At 45.7% G+C, this 23,871-nt stretch carries 17 protein-coding genes; 9 read left to right on the top strand and 8 right to left on the bottom strand.

Going from position 1 to position 23,871, the window contains the following annotated elements:
* Window positions 1-103: 103 nt before the first annotated feature.
* The 7 genes from L4D74_RS10860 to iolE form a co-directional block, all read right to left on the bottom strand.
* Window positions 104-949, bottom strand: coding sequence for a MurR/RpiR family transcriptional regulator (locus L4D74_RS10860; protein ID WP_265676817.1), 846 nt, complete (start codon window positions 947-949; stop codon window positions 104-106).
* Window positions 950-1,025: 76 nt separating this feature from the next.
* Window positions 1,026-1,853, bottom strand: coding sequence for a class II fructose-bisphosphate aldolase (locus L4D74_RS10855; protein ID WP_265676818.1), 828 nt, complete (start codon window positions 1,851-1,853; stop codon window positions 1,026-1,028).
* Between the two features lie 10 nt (window positions 1,854-1,863).
* Entirely contained in the window at window positions 1,864-2,736 is an 873-nt protein-coding gene (locus L4D74_RS10850) for a 5-deoxy-glucuronate isomerase (protein ID WP_265676819.1), read from the bottom strand.
* A gap of 180 nt (window positions 2,737-2,916) precedes the next feature.
* On the bottom strand, window positions 2,917-3,903 hold the full coding sequence (gene iolC, locus L4D74_RS10845) for a 5-dehydro-2-deoxygluconokinase (protein ID WP_265676820.1): 987 nt from the start codon (window positions 3,901-3,903) through the stop codon (window positions 2,917-2,919).
* A gap of 12 nt (window positions 3,904-3,915) precedes the next feature.
* Window positions 3,916-5,091, bottom strand: a complete 1,176-nt coding sequence (locus L4D74_RS10840; protein WP_265676821.1) for a Gfo/Idh/MocA family protein — start codon at window positions 5,089-5,091, stop codon at window positions 3,916-3,918.
* A 78-nt stretch (window positions 5,092-5,169) separates the two neighbouring features.
* Window positions 5,170-7,041, bottom strand: a complete 1,872-nt coding sequence (iolD, locus tag L4D74_RS10835; RefSeq protein ID WP_265676822.1) for a 3D-(3,5/4)-trihydroxycyclohexane-1,2-dione acylhydrolase (decyclizing) — start codon at window positions 7,039-7,041, stop codon at window positions 5,170-5,172.
* A 115-nt stretch (window positions 7,042-7,156) separates the two neighbouring features.
* Window positions 7,157-8,050 (bottom strand): myo-inosose-2 dehydratase, encoded by an 894-nt coding sequence (iolE, locus tag L4D74_RS10830; RefSeq protein WP_265676823.1) that lies wholly within the window; start codon window positions 8,048-8,050, stop codon window positions 7,157-7,159.
* Window positions 8,051-8,613: 563 nt separating this feature from the next.
* Between iolE and L4D74_RS10825 the strand changes: the two genes are divergently transcribed.
* From L4D74_RS10825 to speB, 9 genes are all read left to right on the top strand, one after another.
* A complete protein-coding gene (locus L4D74_RS10825) occupies window positions 8,614-10,056 on the top strand; it encodes a sugar porter family MFS transporter (RefSeq protein ID WP_265676824.1) in 1,443 nt (480 codons plus the stop codon).
* Between the two features lie 78 nt (window positions 10,057-10,134).
* A complete protein-coding gene (locus L4D74_RS10820; protein WP_265676825.1) occupies window positions 10,135-11,016 on the top strand; it encodes a LysR family transcriptional regulator in 882 nt (293 codons plus the stop codon).
* Between the two features lie 229 nt (window positions 11,017-11,245).
* Window positions 11,246-12,445, top strand: coding sequence for a tryptophan synthase subunit beta (gene trpB / locus L4D74_RS10815; RefSeq protein WP_428752262.1), 1,200 nt, complete (start codon window positions 11,246-11,248; stop codon window positions 12,443-12,445).
* A 338-nt stretch (window positions 12,446-12,783) separates the two neighbouring features.
* The gene (gene gbpA / locus L4D74_RS10810) at window positions 12,784-14,235 is read left to right on the top strand and encodes an N-acetylglucosamine-binding protein GbpA (protein WP_265676827.1); all 1,452 of its coding nucleotides are present in this window, start codon (window positions 12,784-12,786) and stop codon (window positions 14,233-14,235) included.
* A 451-nt stretch (window positions 14,236-14,686) separates the two neighbouring features.
* Window positions 14,687-15,934: a cytosine permease gene (codB, locus tag L4D74_RS10805; protein ID WP_265676828.1), complete on the top strand. Its 1,248-nt coding sequence runs from the start codon at window positions 14,687-14,689 to the stop codon at window positions 15,932-15,934.
* A gap of 16 nt (window positions 15,935-15,950) precedes the next feature.
* Window positions 15,951-17,228 (top strand): cytosine deaminase, encoded by a 1,278-nt coding sequence (locus L4D74_RS10800; RefSeq protein WP_265676829.1) that lies wholly within the window; start codon window positions 15,951-15,953, stop codon window positions 17,226-17,228.
* A 309-nt stretch (window positions 17,229-17,537) separates the two neighbouring features.
* A complete protein-coding gene (gene cspE / locus L4D74_RS10795; protein WP_265676830.1) occupies window positions 17,538-17,750 on the top strand; it encodes a transcription antiterminator/RNA stability regulator CspE in 213 nt (70 codons plus the stop codon).
* Between the two features lie 444 nt (window positions 17,751-18,194).
* The gene (gene speA / locus L4D74_RS10790; protein WP_428752137.1) at window positions 18,195-20,105 is read left to right on the top strand and encodes an arginine decarboxylase; all 1,911 of its coding nucleotides are present in this window, start codon (window positions 18,195-18,197) and stop codon (window positions 20,103-20,105) included.
* Window positions 20,106-21,035: an agmatinase gene (gene speB, locus L4D74_RS10785; RefSeq protein WP_428752136.1), complete on the top strand. Its 930-nt coding sequence runs from the start codon at window positions 20,106-20,108 to the stop codon at window positions 21,033-21,035. It begins immediately after the preceding gene.
* Window positions 21,036-21,236: 201 nt separating this feature from the next.
* On the opposite strand, the gene L4D74_RS10780 is transcribed toward speB, so the two are convergent.
* A complete protein-coding gene (locus tag L4D74_RS10780) occupies window positions 21,237-23,822 on the bottom strand; it encodes a glycoside hydrolase family 3 protein (protein WP_428752135.1) in 2,586 nt (861 codons plus the stop codon).
* Window positions 23,823-23,871: the final 49 nt, after the last annotated feature.

The raw sequence follows: 23,871 nt of genomic DNA, 5'->3' as shown, positions 1-23,871 counted from the left end.
TGAAAAAAGTGCGACCAGTCCTCAATAAATTGAAAGCATAAAAAAAGCCGATGAATCATCGGCTTTTTCATATTGAGGTGAGCGAAACATTGTCCCCCTCACGCTACTTAATTTCTCGGCACATTAAGCTAACGGCTAATGTCTGAGCAAGATACATTGAAGAGCTCAAAGAACGAAAGCCCATCACTTCGCCCTCCTCTACCTCAAAACATACGTCCATTTTACTGCCGTGCGCCATCATCTGATTATCCGCAATAGCAATAATAGGAACGCCTCTGTCGTGCGCGCATTCAATCACGTTACTCGTTTCCATCGCATACGGTGCGAACGTCACTGTAAAGAGCACATCTTTCTCATTCATGTTACGTATCATCGGCGTTAGCATGCCACCGTGATCATCTAACAGAACCACGTTATTATCCGATTTCATCAACGCATACCAAAGATAGAACGCCACCGGGTACGCTCGGCGCATCCCTTGGATATAAATGGTCTCAGCTTGGTCCATTAAGCTGACAGCACGTTCTAATTTATGAGGCGAGACTGATACTTGCAGTTTTTCTATCGCATCCACATTCGCCGCACAATAGTCATTGAAGATCGCGGTAGGTGATTCAGGTCGATATGTGTCTTGGTCTCTTGCCTTGCGCACTCGGTCTTTATAATCACGAGGTCTGTTTAGATACTGATCACGAAACAACGCCTGCATGTGGCTAAAACCGCTAAAGCCCATTGCATTGGAAAATCGACTGAGTGTCGATAACGGGACATTGGCTTGTTCCGCAATCGTTGCCATCGTTTCAACGGCGACCATCATTGGTTGAGCCAACACATAATCTGCCACTTGTTGTAACCGTTGGCTAAGCGTGTCGTAACGCTTTACGATCAGCTCTTTTAGCGAATCTAAATCAGCAGGCACTTGAAGAATTTCCGTAGTTTCAACTTCCATACCCTACATCTTTCCTGTTTTTCTGGTGTTATAAAATCAATAATACCCCAAGGCTCAGCACTCTGGGGTATTAATTCTAAGATAAAAGCTCAAAGTTTCGTATTGCTTCTTCTTTCACGTATGGCATCGCTTTTTGCATGAAGTAAATACGGTCAAATTTTTCAGGCTCATCATTCATATAACCACGTAAATTGTTGCCAAGTGCCTGCCTCAAGCAGGTACCGATATTGAACTTTGAAACCCTGCTGTGCTTGAGTTTTTCCATATCTTCATCACGAATTCCACTGGTTCCATGAATTACTAATGGAATAGGCACTTCAGCGGCGATCCGGTCAAGCAAACCAAAATCAATGGTGCATGTTGGCTCGGTCAAACGGTGGATATTTCCTACAGAGATAGCCACACAATCGGCACCACTTTCGCGGGCGAATCTCGCGGCGTCTTCCGGACTCGTATCAATCGTTTTAATATGATCTCTACCTTCATCATAAGGTACCGACCCTATTTCACCCTCTACCGATGCGCCAAGCGCATGCGCCACATCCGCGACCTTACGAGTGCGTGCAATATTCTCTTCTAAGCTAAGCTGAGAGCCGTCAAACATAACAGAACTAAAACCCGCTTTTAGCGCTCGAAACACGATGTCTTCTTCGTAAGTATGATCTAGATGCAAACACACTGGCACTGTGCTTTTGGTCGCGAGACCCAGAAACATCGCAGCCGCGGTTTCGACACCATAAAAATCCACCACGTCTTTATTACATGCCAAGATCACCGCTTTGTTCACTTCTTCCGCCGCTTCCACAACGGCGCGCGCATCCTCAAAGCCAAAAACGTTAAAACACGGTACCGAGTAATTAGACGCTGCAGCGTCAGGCAATAAATCGTTTAAATTAACCAGCATAACGTTCCCCTTATTTAAACTTGGCTATCATGTCCTTGATGCCCGGAATGGTCTCAACCTGATACTCATGGTGAGGGTCAAAGTGTTGAACTAAAGACTTCGAGGTTTTACCCACGATGATAGTGAAGTAATACATTTCATAGCCAGGCGCCGCGACGCTAGGGTGATAACCCTTGTCTATCGCAATCACAGAGCCCGTTCGAACGTGGTACACCGGGCCAAAGTCGTCTTCATGTTCATAAAGGAACTGAGCGCCAAAACCAAAGTCAGGGTTGAAGCGGAATTGGTACACTTCCTCATACAGCGTTTCTTTGCTGCCATCTTCTTTGATGCGGTCTTCGTCATGTTTATGCGGTGGGAAACCCGACCAACCACCAGCGCCGACAGTAAACAACTCGCTTACGAGTAAACGTCCGCGTTTATCGGCATTACTTTGACCCAAAACGTGTTTGATTTTACGGTGTGTTTTTGTGTCATCAGAACCGTACTGAACCATTTCCACTTCGTCTGCTCGTACACAAAACGGTTCTAAAGAGGCATCGAATTTACCGCCTGCAATCATCACGTCCGCGTCCTCACTGACACAATCGATAGTTGCGGTATAGCCCAGAGGAACATAGACAGACTCTGGTTCACCATCCCAAACGGTTCGTCGTTTACCAATATTATCAAACACCTGTGGTTCATCGCTGCCATTACTCACCGTAATACAACATGTGCCACCCGCGAGAACAATCACAGATTCATAGCCTTCAACGGTATGGATATGTTGCTCGCTCTGGCTCAAACGTACTTGGTTAAAATAACAAAGCGGGGTGACGTCATCATTCACATCGACAATCGGCTGGTTTTGGTTGTTGAACGGGGGTATATGCTTACCCATATTTCCTTCTCCTCTATCGTTGAGTCGTCTTCGCCACTCAACATAATTTTTATTGTTTCACTCATTACGGACAAAAATGCCGGGTCGAGATGGTTGCAATCCATAGTGTCTTATTACTATAAAAATACCGACCCGGCTGACTTACACCCTCGTGATAAATGAAGGTTCAAGCCCAAAGCGTTATGCTCTACTCTCTACAAAGTCGAGCAACTGTTCTTTTGTTGGCATGGCTTCTGTACAACTGGTGCCACTCACGTTAATGGCCGCCGCCGCGGTTCCATGACGAACACCGTCCTCTAGTTCACCGCCGTTCACCAAGGTCCAAATCAGTCCACCTGCAAATGAATCACCAGAGCCAAACGGTTTGTTTGCTTTCACTCTAAAAATGCCTTGCTCAAATTTATAGCCATCTTTGCAATACACTTTAGAGCCCAGCTCGCCCGCTTTGATCACAACAACCTGCGTGTTTTCACGTAAAAAACGCTGCGCGGTTTGGTCATCATCTTTGTTACCTGGAGCAAGGACGGTTTCCATCATGTCGAACTCTTCGCGATTACCAATCACGATGTCAGACAGACCTGCGGCAATGCCGTAATAAATCGACGCATCCACATCGGTGCGCCATGAATAAGGACGATAATCCACATCAAGAATCACCACCGTGCCGCTTCTGCGAGCATGTTCCATCGCGATAAGCGTGGCTTCTCGGCTTGGGCTTTCAGATAGCGCAGTACCCGTTACCACCAGTGTTTTTGAGCTGGCAATATAGTCCGCACTCACTTGCTCTGGCTTGATAGTGAGGTCAGAGGCGTTGTTGCGATAGATAAGAACCGTACAGTCACTGGGCTTCATTTCAGTAAACGCCACCGAAGTACGAGAACCCGAGTCATCCGTCATCATGCCGTCAAGGTTAATACCCTGCTCTTGCATGTAGCCTTTGACGTAGCCACCAAACGCATCATTGGCAACACAGCCAATAAACCCGGTTTTACCGCCCAAGCGGCTAATCGCCACCGCAATGTTTGCTGCTGATCCGCCCACAAATTTGTTGAAACCGGTAATGTCGGCCATGTCGGTATTAAATTCACGCGCATAAAGGTCAACCCCAGCGCGACCTAACACGATGGCGTCGAGCTTGCGATCCTGAGGGAGTGCAATCTTAGTCATAGTGTTTCCCTATTAGTTGTATTCTACCCAAGCCGCATTTTGGTCTGCAGACTCCACACACTTCTCGCATAAACGAACCCCCTCGATACCAGCGTCAATGCCTGGGAACCAAATCTCAGACAAGGCATTTTGGTCATCACGATCAGCGGCATCAAAAGCCAGTGCAAAACGGTGATAAAGGTTCGCCCAAGACTCAAAATAGCCTTCTGCATGACCACCGCCAACGCGATTCGCTGCCACACCCGGTGCATCTTGGTGCAAGTAACCCATGCCACGCTCTAAGATGCGCGATGGCTCACCTTGGACTTCTAAGCGAAGTTGGTTGGGCTGCTCATCCCACCATTCAATCGACGCTTTTGAGCCGACGATTCGGATTTTCTGTTGGTGCATAGAACCTGCATTCACCGCTGATGCCCAAAGTGTCCCGACCGCGCCGCCTTTAAATTCCATCATGACGTGCGCGTTATCTTCTAACGGCGTGCGTGACTTAATGAAGCTTTGACGCATGCAAGACAAACGGTCGACCTCTAAGCCTGTCATCACTTCACACAAGTAAAAGGCGTGGGTGCCAATATCACCTAACACATAAGTTGGGCCTGAAACTTCTGGGCTAACACGCCATTTCAAACCTGGATCGTTAAGTTCATATTCTTCATTGTGAAACCCGTGAGCAAATTGCATGTTGATGACGCGAATGTCACCTAAATCACCACGCTGTACCATTTCACGCGCTTGCTGAACCATAGGGAAACCGCTGTAGCCGTACATCACACCAATGACACGGTTGTTTTGAGCGGCGATGACTTTTAGCTCTTCTGCTTCTTCTGAAGTAAAAGTGATCGGTTTTTCACAGACCACATGAAGATTGGCTTCTAGAGCCGCTTTGCAGATTTCATAGTGCGTTGAGTTTGGTGTTGCGATAGACACCGCCTGAATGCCATCTTCACGCTGCGCTTCCGCAGCAAACATTTCTTTATAGTTGGCGTAGCAACGATCGCCAGCTAAGCCCAAGTTGGTACCAAAGTCACGGCAGCGATCGGCGTCAAGATCAAACGCTCCAGCGACTAATTTGAACAAACCATCACGCTGCGCAGCATTGCGGTGGGAATAACCAATCTGACTACCACGTCCTCCACCAATCATTGCCCAGCGTAGAGGTTGTTCAAAGCGACGTTCTTCATTAAACATAATTTTGCTCCGTTACCTGATACATCCGATCACACGGATGTATCGTGGTTAAGTTATTGAGATTTTGTAATATTCTTTTTAAACACCGCGGCGCTGACTGACGCGACCTTCTTCCCAGTCGGCCACTTTCTTGGCGGTCTCTTCATTGCGAGTCACTTCAGGAAGCCCAACTTCCCACCAACAGTCACACTTAGACCAAGCAGCTGGAGAAACCGGGTCAATATCAACAACAATGACGTAAGTGCGGTCCGCTTCTTTTGCTCTTGCAAACGCGGCATCAAATTCAGTTATTGAGGTTAATTTTTCACTTATCGCGCCTTGTGCTTCAGCGTGCTTGGCAAAATCGACGCGAGCCAACTCACCATCTGGTCGACGACAATCTTCTAGCAAGTTATTAAATGACTCGTTGCCCGTGTTGTTTTGTAGTTTGTTGATAACGGCGAAACCACCGTTGTCACACACTACGACAATCATTTTGTGCCCAGTTAGCACTGACGAGTAAATGTCCGAGTTTTGGATTAGGTATGAACCATCACCGACAAGAACCACGACATCATTATCAGGGTTGGCAATTTTAGCGCCCCAGCCACCCGCAATTTCGTAACCCATGCAGGAATAACCAAAGTCGATATCAAATTTACCAATTTGGTAGTTTTGCCAGTTCATCGAGAGCTCAGCGGGTAAGCCACCAGCGGCAGTCAGAACGGTGTCACCCTCTTCCATACTGTGATTAAGTTTGCCAATTACCTCAGCATAAGAAGAGGTACCCGCAAGTAATTCACCGTCTTGTGGGTGGGTGCGTCGGTGAACCAACGCTTTCCACTCATCCGCTTCTGCTTTGGCTTTCGCAGCCCACTCGTCACTTGAGCGCCAGTCCGCCAACAGGCCTGAAAGCTTGTTCATACAGGTTTGTGCATCACCCAACACTGGGTGTGAACGGTGTTTAATCGCATCAAATTTAGCCACGTTGATGCTAATAAGTTGCATATCTGGGTTTTTAAATACGCTCCAAGAACCAGTGGTGAAGTCTTGTAAACGCGTACCAATGGCAACCACCACGTCGGCTTCATTCGCCATGTGGTTGGCAGAATTAGAACCTGTCACACCAATAGGCCCAGCATTCAACGGGTTGTCTTGCAGCATAGTGGCGCGACCAGCAATGGTTTCCACCACTGGAATATTGTGCTTAGCAGCAAATGCCGCAAGTTCATCGGTCGCCAATGAGTAATGCACCCCACCACCAGAAATAATCAGTGGTTTTTTCGCTTGAGTTAGAATCGCTTTCGCTTCTTCGAGCACAATCATTTCCGGCTCAGGGCGACGGATTCGGTGACATTTTTCAGCAAAAAAGACTTCCGGGAAATCATAAGCCAAGCCTTGGACATCTTGAGGCAAGCCAAGGAAAACTGGACCACAAGTTGCTGGGTCAAGCATGGTATCTAGCGCTTGAGGTAGCGTATGCATCAGCTGTGAAGGCGACAACACACGATCCCAATAACGAGTAAGAGGTTTGAACGCGTCGTTAGAGGTGACCGATGGATCTTCAAAGTTTTCTGGTTGCTGAAGCACAGGGTCTGGTAGACGACTCACGTAAGCATCACCCGAAATAAGTAAGAGAGGCAGGCGGTTAGTATGAGCAATACCCGCTGCAGTGACCATGTTCGTTGCGCCAGGTCCAATTGAGCTCGTCGCGATGCCAATACGTTGGCGTTTATTCGCTTTTGCATAAGCAATGGCCGCGGTCGCCATGGATTGCTCGTTTTGACCACGCCACGTCGGGATTTGTTCTTCGATATTCTTAAGCTGCTGACCAAAACATGTCACATTGCCGTGACCAAAAATGGCAAAGGCAGCACCAAACAGTTGCTCTTCTTTTCCATCGACTACAATTTTCTGCGCTGCAAGGTATTTCGCTAGGGCTTCAGCAACAGTTAGGCGTACAGTTTTCATCTTCTTCCTCGATATTTCTTACACGCAATTGGTACATTGCCGTGCCAATTGCGTATTCCATATATGTCGACTTTTTGGCTTATTGTTGGGTTCCCCTTCAATAAGCCATTTTTTATTACAAGCCGTATTTATTCGCGTAGCCTGTGATGTTCTCGTACGCGGTTTTTGCAAACGTTAGTGGATGTGCTTTAGCCGGATCTTGCTCGGCTTCGACTAATAACCAGCCTTCGTAGTTACGGGCTTTAAGCGCCGCAAACACGTCGTCATAATTCACATCGCCGGTACCTGGAACGGTAAACACGCCATCAAGCACTGCATTTAGGAATGATTTGTCTGCATCACGCGCCGCATTCATCACTTCAATACGCAGATCTTTAAAGTGCATATGACCAATACGGTGACCCCAGCGCTCAATAATATTGACTGGATTACCACCACCGTACGTGATGTGACCAGTATCCAAAGTGAGGTACACAGAATCACCCGTCAGTTCCATCAAGCGGTTGATGTCTTCTTCTGTCTCAACAATCGTGCCCACGTGGTGGTGGAAAGACAGTTTGATATCGTGCTTGTTTAATAGGTAGTCAGCGACCGTTGTCAATTTGTCCGCGTACGTTTTCCACTCGTCATCCGTTAAAATAACGCGAGATGACAATGGCTTAGTAATATCACCATGAACCGTATTGCTCACTTCACCGTAAACCATCGCTTTACAGCCAGCCGCTTTAAGTAGGAGGATGTGACCTTGCATTTCTGCAATTTCTTCTTCGGCGGTTAATGTCATTAAATTGCCACTGAACCAACCAGACGCCAGCACTAAATTGTGGTTTTTAAGCAGTGGAATAAGAACTTCTGGCTCTCTTGGGTATTTTGTCCCTAGCTCTGTGCCAGTAAAACCAGATTCCGACATTTCACTCAAACATGTCTCCAACGGGATTTCGCCACCAAGCTCTGGCATATCATCGTTTGTCCAAGTTAAAGGACTAATTCCATATTGAACTTTGCTCATGTTCGTACTCCAAAAATGTTTTTATAAGTTAAATGTAATGAGGTCCGTTATTTTCTAATCACTGCAAATGCGTATGTGGTAGAAAGGTTGACCGCACCAGTTTGCTTCACTGGGGACCAATATAATCTAAAAAACACATCATGAAAAATATTTTTCACTCAAAATGAATTAATGGAAAATTTAAATGAAAGTTGAAAAAAGCTAGGGTTTTCGCGGGCTAAAGGGGAAAAGTGGCACAGATCACACTTGGGATATATTAAATTAAATCAATAACTTAACACCATGATGACATTCGATAAATATTTTCCATATGTTGATCGACTTAACATTATAAAACAATGGGTCATTTAATTTATAGCCCTATTTAGCCTGAGGCTTTATGATTTACCTCGTCGCCAATATGAAAAATATTTATCAAACGTATTTACAATTATTATTATATTCGCTGGCGACTTATTGAATCCGATACGCTTACCCTACATTCATTGGTTGATCGGATAGCTGCCCACACTGCCTTATTTGATGGTTAAGTTAGTGCCGGGTCTCATACAAAGGAGCATGTAATGTCACCTAACTCTGAGACACAGTCTCATAAACACAATATCGCCTATATCGTTAGAATTTGTTGTATCGCCGCATTAGGAGGGATCTTGCTCGGCTACGATACCGCCGTAATATCAGGTGCTATTGGACCCATTAGAGATTATTTCGGCTTAACACCAGCGCAGACTGGCTGGGCCGTATCAAGTGTTGTTCTGGGCAGTATCATTGGCGCGGTATCAGCGGGGACCGTTGCTCTTAAATATGGACGTCGAAGCGCATTATTCTTATCAGCGGTACTATTCATTATATCCGCCATTGGTTCTGCCATTGCTCCCACTTTTACCATCTATGTATTATTAAGAATCGTGGGCGGCGTGGCAGTTGGCATCGCTTGTGTGGTTTCTCCAATGTATATGTCGGAAGTCGCGCCTAAAGATTTTCGAGGACGTGCGGTCAGTATGTTCCAACAATCCGCTGTGATTGGTCAAACCGGCGTCTTCTACGTTAACTACCTAATCGCCAAAGGCATGTCTGAAGCTTGGCTGGTTGATGTCGGTTGGCGCTGGATGTTGGCATCAGAGGTATTGCCTGCAGCATTATTTGGTTGCTTACTGATCATGATTCCAGAATCGCCACGCTGGCTTGTATTGAAGGGCCAACTTGGTAAAGCAAAAGAAACCCTTTCCCGTATATCAAACCCTGAACATGCTGACCGTGTTATTCTTGATATTCAAAAATCATTAGTGCCAGCAAACGCATCAAAAAACAGCAAAATCAGCCTACGCTCACCGCTTCTATTTTCAATTTTAGTCATTGGTACCTTTGTTGCCGCCGCGCAACAACTGACTGGTATTAACGTCATCATGTACTATACACCTGAAATTCTAAAACCTATCGCGGGTGGTACTGAAAACGCGTTATTCCAAACAACGTTTGTCGGCATTGTTTTCATTCTTGGTAACGCACTAGGTATGTACTTAATCGATAAAGTTGGTCGCTTACCACTAATGAAATACGGCACGCTTGGCTGTGCATTGGGCATGACGATTGTGGGCTATGTCCTCTACACCGGAACAGAAGGCTACGCTGCTTTATTTGCCTTGTGTTTGTATGTGGTGGCTTATGCGACGTCGTGGGGCTGCGCATGCTGGACCATGATTTCTGAAATATTCCCGAACAGCATTCGTTCACGAGCGATGGCTATCGCGGTTGGTGCTCAGTGGTTTACGGGATTCATCGTCACTCAAAGCTTCCCTATGCTCAATGAAAACCCGTATCTAAAAGAGAACTTCAATGGCGCCTTTGCTTTCTGGGTATTCGCAGCATTGTCACTGATTTGTATGGTGATTGTTGTTAAATATGTCCCTGAAACTAAAGGGGTTAGCCTTGAAGATATGGAAAAGGTCATGGCTAAAAAGTTAGGCAAAAAAGCGCCAGTTAAGACAACTGAAGCAACTGTATAAATCACACAACCATCGTAATAACAGGCTATTTGAGTGAATAGCCTGTTTTCTTTTTCACTATAAGCCGCGGTAGAATCTATGTTAGATAAAATGGCGTTCTTTATTTATGTCGTACGCACAGGTTCGATCTCAGCGGCGGCCCGAAAACTGAATATCTCCGTTTCCGCAGGAAGCCGATGGTTACAAGAGCTGGAGCAAAAGTTTGGCTTGCCCCTATATCGACGTAATAACCGCCTGTTGAAACCCACACCCGCGGGTCAAAAACTCTTCGACGATTTTTCCATTATTGTCGATCGTTCGGAAGCCGTGGTGCGTAGCATGCAAGATTATCAACAGTACGATAAAGGTCATATCGATATTATCTGCACACCCGTCTTTGCTAACCATTTCTTAATGGAAAAAATAAGCCAATACTTAACGTCTAACCCGAACGTGACGTTCAATCTCAACATCACCCCTTGGGCGCTCGATCATGCTGCTGACAGTGATATCACCATCAGCGCCAATGCCTCCTATCAGGGTTACCGAGAGCGCGATCTGCATTTGGTACGCCGCGAAATCATGCAAAGTCCATTTGTCGTTGTCGCTTCACCGGACTACCTGACAAAACATATGACCCCTGCTGCTCCTTGTGAGTTAACCAACCACCAATGTCTATTTGCCACCACCCTGACCGGCAGCAATGACTGGGTGTTTCATCAAAATAATGAATGCCAGATAGTAAAGGTGCCTAAGTCACTCGAGGTCAACGATAGCGACCTATTGTTGCAGGCAACATTAAACGGGGCAGGTATTGCCTACTTGCCATTATTTTTGGTCGACGATTACATTAAGCGTGGCGAAATCATCCCCATTTTGGAGGATTTTGATACCAGTGTTTGGAGCTTAAATGTTTATTATCAGCCACCTGCTACGGCGTCAGCCGTCGCCATCCACTTTAAAGAGTTTCTGTTAGCGTAGCGGTTAAAAGCAACTCGTTTAACAAGGTCAATCAATACCTCGAGTGTCACCGAGCATATTAGCGACACCACATTTCTCAGCACATCGCCCTTCCTCGCTCGCGATTTTCTATTGTGAGTAATCACAAGTTTGCAATGAATCCATGTGTACATGCATTCATTTGCGTTATAACAAGCTAACGTTCACAACCAATGAGATAACGATCATGGAAAATACTTTTGAGCACAAAATGCCAAATAAAGACGGGTATTTCGGCGAATATGGGGGAAGTTTTATTCCACCTCAGCTTAAAGAAATTATGGATGAGATTAGTGCAGCCTACGATGAATGTCGCCAAGATCCGGCTTTCAAGGCCGAGTTGGCCCGCCTTTATAAGCATTTTGTTGGTCGCCCAAGTCCTATTTTCCATGCTCAAAATCTCTCACAGAAATACGGCGCTGATATTTACTTAAAGCGTGAAGATTTGAACCACACTGGCGCTCACAAGATCAACCATTGTTTAGGCGAAGCCTTAATTGCCAAAAAGCTGGGTAAGAAGAAACTGATTGCAGAAACAGGCGCAGGACAACATGGTGTTGCCTTGGCGACGGCAGCTGCATTAGTCGGACTTGAGTGTGATATTTATATGGGCGAAGTCGATATCGCTAAAGAGCACCCAAATGTGGTACGGATGCGTATTTTAGGAGCAAACGTCATCCCCGCTACTCATGGTCGTAAAACATTAAAAGAGGCGGTAGATGCCGCATTTGAAGCTTATTTATCAGATCCACACACTCAACTCTACGCAATTGGTTCCGTGGTTGGCCCCCACCCCTTCCCTGCGATGGTTCGCGATTTCCAATCCATTATTGGTAACGAGGCTCGTATCCAGTTTCAAGAGATGACCAATACCTTACCTAACAATCTTGTTGCCTGCGTTGGAGGTGGGTCTAACGCCATGGGACTCTTTAGCGCCTTCTTAGAAGACGACCAAGTCGCCATCTATGGTGTTGAACCATCCGGTCGCGATTTGCATTCCGTTGGTGAGCATGCGGCCACGCTGACACTCGGTGAGCCTGGAGTCATGCACGGTTTCAAGTCTTATATGCTGACGGACAAAAACGGCGAACCGCAAGAAGTTTACTCCGTTGCAAGTGGGTTAGATTATCCGTCGGTTGGGCCACAACATGCCTACCTAAAAGATTCTGGGCGAGTGAATTATGGCCACATCAACGATCAAGAAGCCATCGATGCATTCTTTGAACTATCTCGACTAGAAGGCATCATCCCAGCCATCGAGTCCGCTCATGCGGTGGCCTATGCTATTAAGCTAGCTCAACAAGGCGAAAAAGGATCGATATTGCTTAACTTGTCTGGCCGTGGTGACAAAGACATCGATTTTGTCGTTGAAAACTATGGCAGCGACTACGGTATAGAGACATTAGTTTAACGCCACACGCAGACTAAAACCCCTTTCACTGGCGATGCTAAGTTCTAGCTTCGCCAGCAGTACCTTTCTCAGCAAGTGATAATATCAACATTAATTCCATTCATAGTACAAATATTCAGAACAATCATCTTCTCAATGTGATTTTTTGGATATAAAAACGAAAATGTAGAAATTAATTCCATAAAACACGCAACCCATTCGCCTCACTTATTTTATGACGCTAAATTACAGCCTAACGTTTGCACGTGCGAACGTAACGAAAGTAAAAATCCGCGCAGCAGTACGTCCAAACCATTTACAAGAGATGTACCGTTAAAATTATAAGAGAAGGGAATAGTATGAAGAATTCAAAAGTTCTTTTACCAGTGGTTGCTATCGGGCTTGCAATGAGCCCACAGGTTTTTAGCCATGGCTATGTATCAGCCATTGAAAATGGTATTGCGGAAGCCAGGGGGACATTATGTAAATTCCCCGCCAGCACGGGTGAAAAAAATACGGGTTGTGGTTCAGTACAGTGGGAACCACAAAGTATTGAAGGACCTGAAGGTTTTCCTCAAGGCGGGCCTGTAGATGGGCAAATTGCTAGCGCTGGGCTCACTCAATTTTCCCCACTCAACGAACAAACGGCTGACCGCTGGGTCAAACGCCCTATTACCTCTGGGATGCAAAATTTTGAATGGACGTTTACCGCAAACCACGTCACTAGGGACTGGAAATACTATATTACGAAGCCAGATTGGAACCCTAATCAAGCACTCACTCGCGACTCGTTGGATTTGACTCCTTTCTGTGTCGTTAACGGTAATATGGAAAAACCACCTAAACTGATGTCACACCAATGCCAAGTGCCGGAACGTAGTGGTTATCAAGTCATTCTTGCTGTCTGGGATGTGGGCGATACCGCTGCCGCTTTCTACAATGTTATTGATGTCGAGTTTAGTGGCGAAAACCCTGGTATTCCGGGTTGGACACCAGCTGGTAGCATCAACCCGACAATGGATCTTAATACTGGTGATTCTGTCTATACTCGTGTGTTTGATAACAATGGCGAGTTACCACACCTTTCCACCAGCATTACGATTGAAAGCGCTGACCAAGGCCAAGCTAATCAATGGGCTCATGCTCTTGCGACTAAAATCAATAGCGATCGCACCGATATTAAAGCGGGCTCCATGGACAGTCAGGGAAATGCCACGCCTATTTACGGAGCAAACCCTCTGTATGTCGCTGAAAATAGTGCTTTAGAGCGCGTGGAAATTGGCTATGACATCGTAACGCCTCCACCTGTGATTGGTGTCGACATTTCTGGACTACAACCAGAATATATTCTATCGGATTCCCCCGTAGAGCTCGCACTGGTCATCTCGGCAACGGGTAACGTTAAAGTTGAAATGGACGTCTACAATCACGGCCAAGAATCGCTTGCTAACCAGAAGGTTACACTAGCAGATGGTGAATCAAAAAATGTCAGCCTGCTATTGTCTAAATCCGAGCCGGGGCATCACATGCTTGTGACTCGCGTAAAAGATGAAAATGATAACCTGATTGATCAAACAACGCGTGATTTCATGTTAGTCGATGCAACTGAGCCTGGCGATTACGATTTCGTTTTCCCAAATAGCTTGTCTCAATACACAGAAGGGACGAAGGTATTAGCGACGGATGGTCAGATTTATCAATGTAAACCTTTCCCATATTCAGGCTACTGTATTCAGTGGTCACCCACTGCAACGCAGTATGAACCGGGTGTGGGCAGCCATTGGACATCAGCATGGACTAAGCTGAACTAATAATCGTCATTCGTATTATCAGGCACCTTATTGTTCCAACAAGGTGCCTTTTTTGTTACTAGGACAAATGACGTTAAGTTAGATCAGCGCACTTGTTCAAACATATCAACATAGAAATCGCTCGCTAGATCAATCCTATCACACCTATGCCTCTACAAGCATAACAATAGAAATGACCATTCCACCACTCAATCTCACTAGCAATCCTTTGCTTTAGATAAAAACATCATAAAGTAAACAAATTGAATAGTTTTTTAATGACTCATGAGAATACTAATGAATTGTTTTAAATAACAAAAACATCATAAAGCCATATTTATTGTATTCTTCGCTCAAAAACTCTACTTGACTCTAAAAGTTACATCTCCATAATGCACGCCGTTTGCGCGAAATAAGCAGGCATTCCGTAAGGAATTTGACTTAAGTATTTTGATTTAACGAGAGGTAAAAAATGGCTGCGGATAATAACTACAGTCTTGGACCGGTTCCCACATCGGCTAGGAAAGGGGTAGCGTCACTCACTATGGTGATGCTGGGACTGACATTTTTTTCCGCAAGTATGTGGACAGGTGGTTCCCTCGGTACCGGACTCTCTTTTAATGACTTCTTCCTCGCGGTTCTCATCGGCAACTTAATCCTCGGCATCTATACTTCTTTTCTTGGTTACATCGGCTCTTCTACTGGCCTCTCTACACACCTTCTTGCTCGTTTCTCTTTTGGTTCTAAAGGCTCATGGCTTCCATCAATTTTACTTGGCGGCACTCAAGTAGGCTGGTTTGGTGTTGGCGTGGCGATGTTTGCTATTCCAGTACAAAAAGCCACAGGCATTGATACCAATACGCTAATTATCGTCAGTGGCCTACTAATGACGGCGACTGTTTACTTTGGCATTTCTGCCTTGATGGTACTTTCTACTATCGCGGTGCCTGCTATTGCTATACTCGGTGGTTACTCTGTATTCACAGCGGTTGATAGCGTTGGCGGTGTCGCCGAGCTACAAAAAATACAACCATCCGAACCCATAGACTTTTCAGTCGCACTTGCGATGGTCGTTGGTTCCTTTGTCAGCGCAGGTACGCTCACTGCCGATTTCGTTCGTTTTGGTAAGAAACCAAAAGGCGCGGTGTTTATTACCATGACGGCCTTTTTTATTGGTAACTCACTGATGTTTATCTTCGGCGCAGCTGGTGCGGCAGTAACGGGTCAATCTGATATTTCTGAAGTGATGATTGCACAGGGCTTACTACTGCCTGCTATCATTGTGCTTGGTTTGAACATTTGGACCACCAACGATAACGCGCTTTACGCGTCTGGTTTAGGTTTCTCCAATGTAACGGGACTGCCAAGCAAATACATCTCTATGGCTAACGGTGTCGTAGGCACACTCTGCGCACTGTGGTTATACAACAACTTTGTTGGTTGGTTGACGTTCCTATCCATTGCGATTCCTCCTATCGGCGGCGTTATCATTGCGGATTTCATTGCGAATCGTAAAAAGTATCAGCATTTTGAAACTACTCAATTCCAAACGGTGAACTGGGCAGGTATTATTGCGGTCGCGTTGGGTGTAGCGGCAGGACACTTCTTACCAGGTGTGGTTCCAGTGAATGCCGTACTCGGTGGTGCTTTGAGCTATCTTGTATTAAACCCAATGCTCAATAAAAACAGTGCAGCACTTGCTAGCGCTGATACTCAATAATTAGGAAGTGCCAGTTATGTCATCTCTACTCATTCAAAATACCGCGATTGATCAACGAGAAGGTCGCTTTGACATTCTTGTTGAAAACGGCGTGTTCACGGCAATCGAGGCCGCAGGCTCACAACCAATGCAGGCTGATCGCGTCATCAATGCTGACGGACACATGGCCGTCGCACCATTTTGTGAACCTCATATCCATTTAGATACCACGCAAACGGCTGGAGAGCCGAGTTGGAACATTTCTGGAACACTATTTGAAGGCATTGAGCGCTGGTCAGAGCGTAAAGCATTACTGTCTATTGAAGACGTTAAAAAGCGCGCTAAGCAGACGCTAAAATGGCAAATCGCCAATGGTGTCCAACATGTTCGTACCCACGTTGATGTCTCTGATCCAACACTCATTGCGCTTAAAGCTATGGTGGAAGTACGCGAAGAAATGAAACCGTGGGTCGACATTCAAATCGTTGCGTTCCCACAAGAAGGCATTTTGTCTTATCCCAACGGTAAAGCACTACTCGAACAAGCGGTTCAGCTTGGCGCAGATGTGATTGGTGCGATTCCACACTTCGAATTCACGCGCGAATACGGTATCGAATCACTGCACTACGTATTTGAGCTTGCCAACAAGTACAATTGCTTGATTGACGTCCACTGTGATGAGATTGACGACGAGCAGTCACGCTTTGTTGAAACACTCGCGGCACTGGCACACAAATATGAAATGGGTGACAAGGTCACAGCCAGCCACACCACAGCCATGCATTCATACAATGGTGCGTATGCTTCACGCCTATTCCGTCTTTTAAAAATGTCGGGTATCAGCTTTGTTGCTAACCCGTTGGTGAACATTCACCTGCAAGGTCGTTTTGATGACTACCCGAAACGTCGTGGTGTCACACGCGTAAAAGAAATGCTTGCTGCTGATATTAACGTCTGCTTTGGTCATGATGATGTCTTTGACCCTTGGTATCCATTAGGTACAGCAAACATGCTACAAGTACTGCACATGGGCCTGCATGTCTGCCAAGTCATGGGTTATGATCAAATCAATCAATCGTTGGATTTGATCAGTACCAATTCAGCTAAGACCCTCAATATCCAGGCCACGCATGGATTAGACTTGGGTAAAGACGGAAGCTTATTGCTTCTGCCTGCCGACAATGGATTTGATGCAGTTCGACGCCAAGTACCGGTCAGTTACTCAATCCGCAAGGGTGAGATTATTGCCACAACGAAACCTGCACAAACGCAGATTCACTTAGATGCGGTTGAAGACGTCACATTTAAGCGCTAGCCCGAAGGACATCCCCCTTCATATCGGCTTCTACCCAGGGCAACAATTGTATAATTGTTGCCCTGTTTTGTGCTCGTCGTCATGAGAATTTCATTTAATCGCCCAATTGCTGTGCTAAACTAATTTTGCTCTGGTGTTCAGAGTTATTTAACGTAAGAGTAAAAAGAGTGCGAGTTGTATTGTCAGATAGTTCCATATGCGAGTATTTGTCATTCGTTTTATCCATTTACGCCTCGATTAAATAAACAGAACCACTAAGCAAGACAGCCGCAAGGCGAGCGTTTTAATCTGAAAGGTAAGGGACAAAAAATGTCTAACACAAGTACTGGCAAAGTAAAATGGTTCAATGAAGAAAAGGGTTACGGATTCATCGAGCAAGAAAATGGCGGAGCAGACGTATTCGTTCACTTCCGTGCTATTTCTGGTGACGGATTCAAAACTCTAAAAGAAGGCCAAGCGGTCACTTTCGAAGTTGAACAAGGTCAAAAAGGCCCACAAGCGACTAACGTTGTTCCTCAATAACAGCGCGCTAAAAATTTCTAGGCTTCGAGTAATCGAGGCCTTTTTTATACCCGCTCGTTAGCAAAACAACCACTAACCCATTAAAAACAAGTGGTTAGCCAATTACGCTCGTTTGCCCTCTCCAACTTCCACCGTTTGGAAGCCCCCCATATCAGACGTTCAAAGACCTCATCAACCAACGCATAATCAAGGACATACCAGCCCCCTCTCACGACAATAATTCTCTATCGAATCGATAAAAATCTTTCATTAGACTCAGGCGCCTTTTTATCCGTTAATGCGTCCGACTCTAGAGGGCGTTTTCTCCACAACTTTGCCCTGCTAAGAGGTGTTTCGTGACCATCAAGGACGACAATCACGGGGTGTAATTTTTCAGGTTAACGCTAATATTCATTATCCAATCGAGAAAGATTAGTAAAACCTATTGCTTTGGTAATATAAGCCGTGACTAACACTTCCAAACTTGACCATGTTCGTGCTAACTACAATGTGCAACATTGGAGCCAAAACTTCTTCGGTATCAATGATGATGGCGACGTTTACGTCTCACCACGTCAAGATGCTCAACATCCTATTCCCTTAACTCGTATCGCTCAGGCTTTGGAAGATAAAGGTCTCACACTTCCGGCGTTGGTGCGCTTTCCGCAAATTATTCACCAACGTGTCCACGGTATCTGTGACGCTTTTAACCAAGCAATTAATGATTACGGTTATCAAAATGATTACTTGCTGGTTTACCCAATTAAAGTAAACCAACAAAAAGATGTGGTTGAACAAATCCTAGCAAGCCAAGCTGAAGCAGAAACTAAGCAGCTCGGCCTAGAAGCCGGCAGCAAACCCGAACTACTTGCCGTGCTTGCAATGGCGCAACGTGCAAGCTCTGTCATCGTCTGTAACGGCTATAAAGACCGTGAGTACATTCGTTTGGCACTCATTGGTGAGAAGCTAGGGCACAAAGTCTTTATCGTGTTAGAAAAGCTGTCAGAGCTTGATACGGTATTAAGAGAGGCTCGTAGCCTCAATGTTAAGCCACGCATTGGCTTACGTATTCGCTTAGCGTCTCAAGGTGCAGGAAAATGGCAATCAAGCGGTGGTGATAAATCTAAATTTGGTTTGTCCGCTTCGCAAGTGCTACAAGTCGTTGAGCGCCTAAAGCAAGAAGATCAATTGGATATGCTGCAACTTGTGCATTTCCACTTGGGCTCGCAAATGGCGAATATTCGTGACGTACGTAATGGTGTGAACGAATCGGCTCGCTTTTACTGCGAGTTGCGCAAAATGTCTGTGCCGATTGCCTACTTTGATGTAGGTGGCGGCCTAGCGGTTGATTACGATGGTACTCGCAGCCAATCAAGCAGCTCTATGAACTACGGGCTGGCTGAATATGCTCGTAACATTGTTAGTACGGTAGGTGACGTCTGTGCGCTGTATGACGAAAAAGCGCCGGTGATCATTTCAGAATCTGGCCGTTCATTAACCGCGCATCACGCTGTGCTTATCACCAATGTTATTGGTACTGAAAGCTATGCCAGCGAGCAAGTGGATGCGCCGTCTGAGGAAGCGCCGATTTTACTGCAAAACATGTGGCAGAACTGGCAAAACCTAAAATCGGGAACCGATGCTCGTGCGTTGATCGAAATTTATAACGATACGCAAAGCGATCTATCAGAAGCTCAAACCCTGTTCGCAACAGGTGTGGTGGATTTGCACCAAAGAGCATGGGTAGAGCAATTGAGCTTAACCATTTATGGCGAATTACATCGTCAAATGGACAACAAAAACCGTTTCCACCGTCCAATTCTTGACGAATTGAACGAGCGATTGGCCGATAAGTTCTTTGTGAATTTCTCGCTGTTCCAATCGTTACCCGATGCATGGGGTATTGAGCAAGTCTTCCCTGTTCTTCCATTATCTGGATTAGACAGAGAAGACCAAACTCGAGCCATTATGCTTGATATTACTTGTGATTCAGACGGTACCATTGAGCAGTATGTAGATGGGCAAGGTATTGAATCCACATTACCAGTTCCTGCATGGAACAAGGATCAACCCTACTTAATGGGCTTCTTCCTTGTTGGCGCTTACCAAGAAATTTTGGGCGACATGCACAATTTATTTGGTGATACACACAGTGCAGTGGTGAATGTCACAGATAGTGGTGATATTGATTTCGCGACCATCGATCTTGGTGATACGGTGGAAGACATGATGCGTTATGTGCACATTGACGTTGATGCAATTCGTAGTAACTATAGAGAACTGGTTGAGCGTCATATTAATGCTGACGAGCAAGCACTTATTTTAGAAGAGTTAGAGTATGGCCTAACCGGTTATACCTATCTAGAGGATTTATAAATGAATGATTTGTTTACAAAAACTGATTATTCTCTGTATTCGAATGCGATGACATTTGTCCGCCGTCCTTACGTGAGAAACCCGATTGGAACCGACGCCGATGTAGTGGTTCTAGGTGTACCGCTAGACATGGCGACCTCTGGCCGTCCAGGTGCGCGTTTAGGCCCAGATGCTATCCGTCGTGCATCTGTCAATCTTGCGTGGGAAGGCAAAAAATTCCCTTGGACATTCAACGTATTTGATAAACTCAAAGTCATCGACTCAGGTGATCTAGTTTTTGATTGTGGTGACGCTGAAGATTTTACTTATCGTTTAGAAGCCGCGACAAGCGACATTTTAAAAAATGGTAAAACCATGCTCGCACTTGGCGGTGATCACTTTATTACGCTGCCAATTTTACGTGCTTACGCGAAGCATCACGGTGAAATGGCATTGATTCATTTTGATGCGCACACCGATACCTATGCCAATGGCAGCAGCTACGATCATGGGACGATGTTTTATCATGCGCCCAAAGAAGGGCTGATTTCTGCAAAGCACTCGGTGCAAGTCGGTATTCGCACCGAATATGACTACGACGATCATGGCTTTAATGTCATTAATGCTATGCAAGCCAATGATATGAGTGTCGACGAAATTGTTGCTCAAATCAAAGCAACAACAGGCGATAAACCTGTCTATATTACATTTGATATCGACTGCTTAGATCCAGCGTTTGCTCCAGGTACCGGTACCCCGGTTTGTGGCGGTCTTAACTCTGATAAAGTACTAAAAATCATCCGTGGTTTGGCAGGTATGAACGTGGTTGGCATGGATGTGGTTGAAGTATCGCCTCCGTATGACCAAAGCGATCTTACCGCATTGGCAGGCGCAACCATTGCTCTTGAATTACTGTATGTATTGGCGTCAAAGCCTACTGTTGGCGATTAAAACGACATATTCGGATCTACGTCGGATGATTGGAATCTAGCTCTGGTCATTACAATCGATAGCTCGCATTCATCAACAAGTCAGATCAAAAGGGGGGGATTCTCAATGAATCCCCTCTTTTTTCATCGGCCCAGCTAACCTAATAGGCTATCTCTCTTAATCAAATATCGCTTTTAATAGACTGAGTGCATTTTCAACAAACTAAGGCGCATTCCACCAGCGGATGTTCGCTAATACCATCGAAAATCGTGTGTCGGCTAATAACATAAATGGCGTATCAAGTTGGCTTAAATCCACCCCATTATTAGTAAATTCTTCGCTTGAAACTGTGACGGTCACAAACTCATCAACCGTTTGCAGTTGCTCCGTAATATCAATTTTCACAACACTCGCAGCTAAGCTTTGTTCTTGTCGATCTTGCACTGCTACATACACGCTACCTGTTGGACACTCGGTCACCTTAACCTCAAAACTCAAACCGCCTTTTGGATGCGCAAAGCAGCTAAAGTCTTCCGTATCCCCATCCGTTGTTGCAATGCATACCGACGCGCCAGCCTCTTTAAATACCAAACTCACCGCGTCTTGCTGCTGTTGATAGTTATAGGGTTTAGTCTCAATCGATACAAAGTTCATTGCGTTATTCCGAGACACTTCAACTCGGTTTCCACCTTGCGCTTGGGCGACAAGTAACTGAAAATCACCAATCGTTGAACGAACACCATACAGCTCTATTGCCGGACGCACATTTCCCTCAATGAAATGGTCGCTGTCATCGCGATCAAGCTGATCCAGATCGCGCTGCTGCAATCGCGAGGAATAATTCAATCCGTATCCATACTCAAACAGCGGAGCATGCTCCCCATTAGGATCTTGTTCATACTGTGAAACTTGGTAATTAGGAATGTGCTGAGGGATACGATTCACGGTCGCACTCAACTTTTTATTCGGCCAGCTATAAGACAGCTTACCTTGGAAGTCATAACGTCGGCGCTTCTCTTCATCTCCTACTAAGACATCGGTAATGCCCTTACCTTCACTGCCCGGAAGCCAAGCGGCAACAAATGCATCAGACATGGCGATTTCTTTATTAAGATATAAAGGACGACCACTGTAAAACACGGTAATGATCTTGGCACCCGCCGCATGCAAGCGATGTATTTTCTCAACATCTCTACGATAACTGCGCTTCAACTGGGAAAATTCTAGCGTTTGCCAGGCTTTAATATCGCCCATCATTTCCGCATAGGGATCTTCGCCAATAACCACAATCGCGACATCACCCGGCTGCACATCTTCTTTCAGCTCTGGGTCAAAATTAACATTGCTCTCTCCAAGTTCAGCCACTAACGCCATTTTCAGTGTCGTCGCACCGGGAAAGTCCTCCAATGTATTTTCGTCACCTTGCCAAGTCAGATTCCAGCCACCCGATTGTTTTTGAAGATCATCGGCGGCACTGCCTGTTACTAGTACTTTCTGATTCTTGCTCAGCGGCAGTATTTGATTGTTGTTTTTTAATAACACTAACGATTTTCGTACCGCTTCACGAGCAACCTCACGGTGTGCCTGTGCACCCAACAAACTTTGATTACCAGCAAGGACTCGCTGAGTGGGTGCAGGCTTTGTCCATAATCCCGCTCTCATTTTTACGCGCAGAATTCGCGTTACTGCGTCATCAATACGTGCGATTGGGATAACACCAGAGTGAATATCCGCTAACGCAGTGCGATATACTTCAATCCAGTGTTCATGAACTGGTACCATTAAAATGTCATTACCTGCATTGATAGCGTAAGTGGCATTACCATCGGTGCATTTGTTAATTTCAGCATGACCATGCCAGTCGGTCACAATCAACCCATCAAAGCCCATTTTGTCTTTGAGTACATCGTTTAAAAGATACTTACTGCCATGGATCTTATAGTTGTATCCGTTGCCCTCACCGGTGATATCACTCTGTGGCGAATGATCATAGTTGGCGGGATTTTCCCAAGTATTAAACGACGACATAACCACCTGCGCCCCTGCCTCTAAGCCACTGAAATAGCCCATGGCATGGATATTACGTAACTGATCTTCGCAATAGGCATTCACCCCACGATCAACGCCAGTCAGAGTTCCACCGTCCCCTACCCAGTGTTTAACATTGGAAATGACTTTATACTCACTTTTCAGCTCATTCTGGTCACCTTGCAAACCAATCACCATTTGCGACGCGTAAGCGTAAGTGATCTCAGGATCTTCAGAGTATCCTTCGTATACCCTACCCCAACGGAGATCGCGTGGTGTCGCGACTGTCGGCGCAAATGTCCAGTCTAGGCCAGTCGCAGCGACTTCCAACGCGGTAATTTTTCCGATTCGACGAATGAGTTCAGGATCTCGCGCCGCGCCAAGCCCAATATTGTGGGGAAACACCGTCGCGCTATACACATTATTATGACCGTGCACGGCATCTGTTGCCCACATAAACGGAATACGAAATGGCCGATCTGCGAAGGCTTCTTCGGTTGCATGCCAAAACTCATCGGCTTTATCTGCCCAATGTTGCGCTAGAGAGCGCTTATTCTCATTCGGCCACGCGCCACCACCGTTTAAGATAGAGCCAAGCTTATACTGTTTTGCTTCTTCAGGTGTGACGCCCCTTAGATCAGGCTGTATCATCTGGCCAAGCTTTTCTTCTACCGTCATCAAAGCAACAATACGAGCAACTTCCTGCTCAACGGCAGGATCTTTTTTAATCGAAGAGTTGATGCGAGGCCATTCTGGAAAATAAGGCGTGATTGTTGTCATCGGAATATCCTAAAGGTTTGCTACAGAGGTAGGAATAAGACGTCAGTAC

The organism is Vibrio cionasavignyae, from assembly GCF_050337155.1.
Taxonomy (GTDB): Bacteria; Pseudomonadota; Gammaproteobacteria; order Enterobacterales; family Vibrionaceae; genus Vibrio; species Vibrio nomapromontoriensis.
Note: the sequence above shows the minus strand (reverse complement) of the source record. Positions and strands in the feature narration are given on the sequence as shown.

Excerpts from the sequence above, each read along its gene's own strand:
- iolD (WP_265676822.1), bottom strand. The coding sequence starts at position 7,041 with ATGAAAACTGTACGCCTAACTGTTGCTGAAGCCCTAGCGAAATACCTT.
- L4D74_RS10800 (WP_265676829.1), top strand. The coding sequence starts at position 15,951 with ATGTCATCTCTACTCATTCAAAATACCGCGATTGATCAACGAGAAGGT.
- codB (WP_265676828.1), top strand. The coding sequence starts at position 14,687 with ATGGCTGCGGATAATAACTACAGTCTTGGACCGGTTCCCACATCGGCT.
- iolE (WP_265676823.1), bottom strand. The coding sequence starts at position 8,050 with ATGAGCAAAGTTCAATATGGAATTAGTCCTTTAACTTGGACAAACGAT.
- L4D74_RS10820 (WP_265676825.1), top strand. The coding sequence starts at position 10,135 with ATGTTAGATAAAATGGCGTTCTTTATTTATGTCGTACGCACAGGTTCG.
- L4D74_RS10825 (WP_265676824.1), top strand. The coding sequence starts at position 8,614 with ATGTCACCTAACTCTGAGACACAGTCTCATAAACACAATATCGCCTAT.
- L4D74_RS10780 (WP_428752135.1), bottom strand. The coding sequence starts at position 23,822 with ATGACAACAATCACGCCTTATTTTCCAGAATGGCCTCGCATCAACTCT.
- L4D74_RS10860 (WP_265676817.1), bottom strand. The coding sequence starts at position 949 with ATGGAAGTTGAAACTACGGAAATTCTTCAAGTGCCTGCTGATTTAGAT.
- L4D74_RS10850 (WP_265676819.1), bottom strand. The coding sequence starts at position 2,736 with ATGGGTAAGCATATACCCCCGTTCAACAACCAAAACCAGCCGATTGTC.
- cspE (WP_265676830.1), top strand. The coding sequence starts at position 17,538 with ATGTCTAACACAAGTACTGGCAAAGTAAAATGGTTCAATGAAGAAAAG.
- L4D74_RS10840 (WP_265676821.1), bottom strand. The coding sequence starts at position 5,091 with ATGTTTAATGAAGAACGTCGCTTTGAACAACCTCTACGCTGGGCAATG.
- L4D74_RS10855 (WP_265676818.1), bottom strand. The coding sequence starts at position 1,853 with ATGCTGGTTAATTTAAACGATTTATTGCCTGACGCTGCAGCGTCTAAT.
- iolC (WP_265676820.1), bottom strand. The coding sequence starts at position 3,903 with ATGACTAAGATTGCACTCCCTCAGGATCGCAAGCTCGACGCCATCGTG.
- speB (WP_428752136.1), top strand. The coding sequence starts at position 20,106 with ATGAATGATTTGTTTACAAAAACTGATTATTCTCTGTATTCGAATGCG.
- trpB (WP_428752262.1), top strand. The coding sequence starts at position 11,246 with ATGCCAAATAAAGACGGGTATTTCGGCGAATATGGGGGAAGTTTTATT.
- gbpA (WP_265676827.1), top strand. The coding sequence starts at position 12,784 with ATGAAGAATTCAAAAGTTCTTTTACCAGTGGTTGCTATCGGGCTTGCA.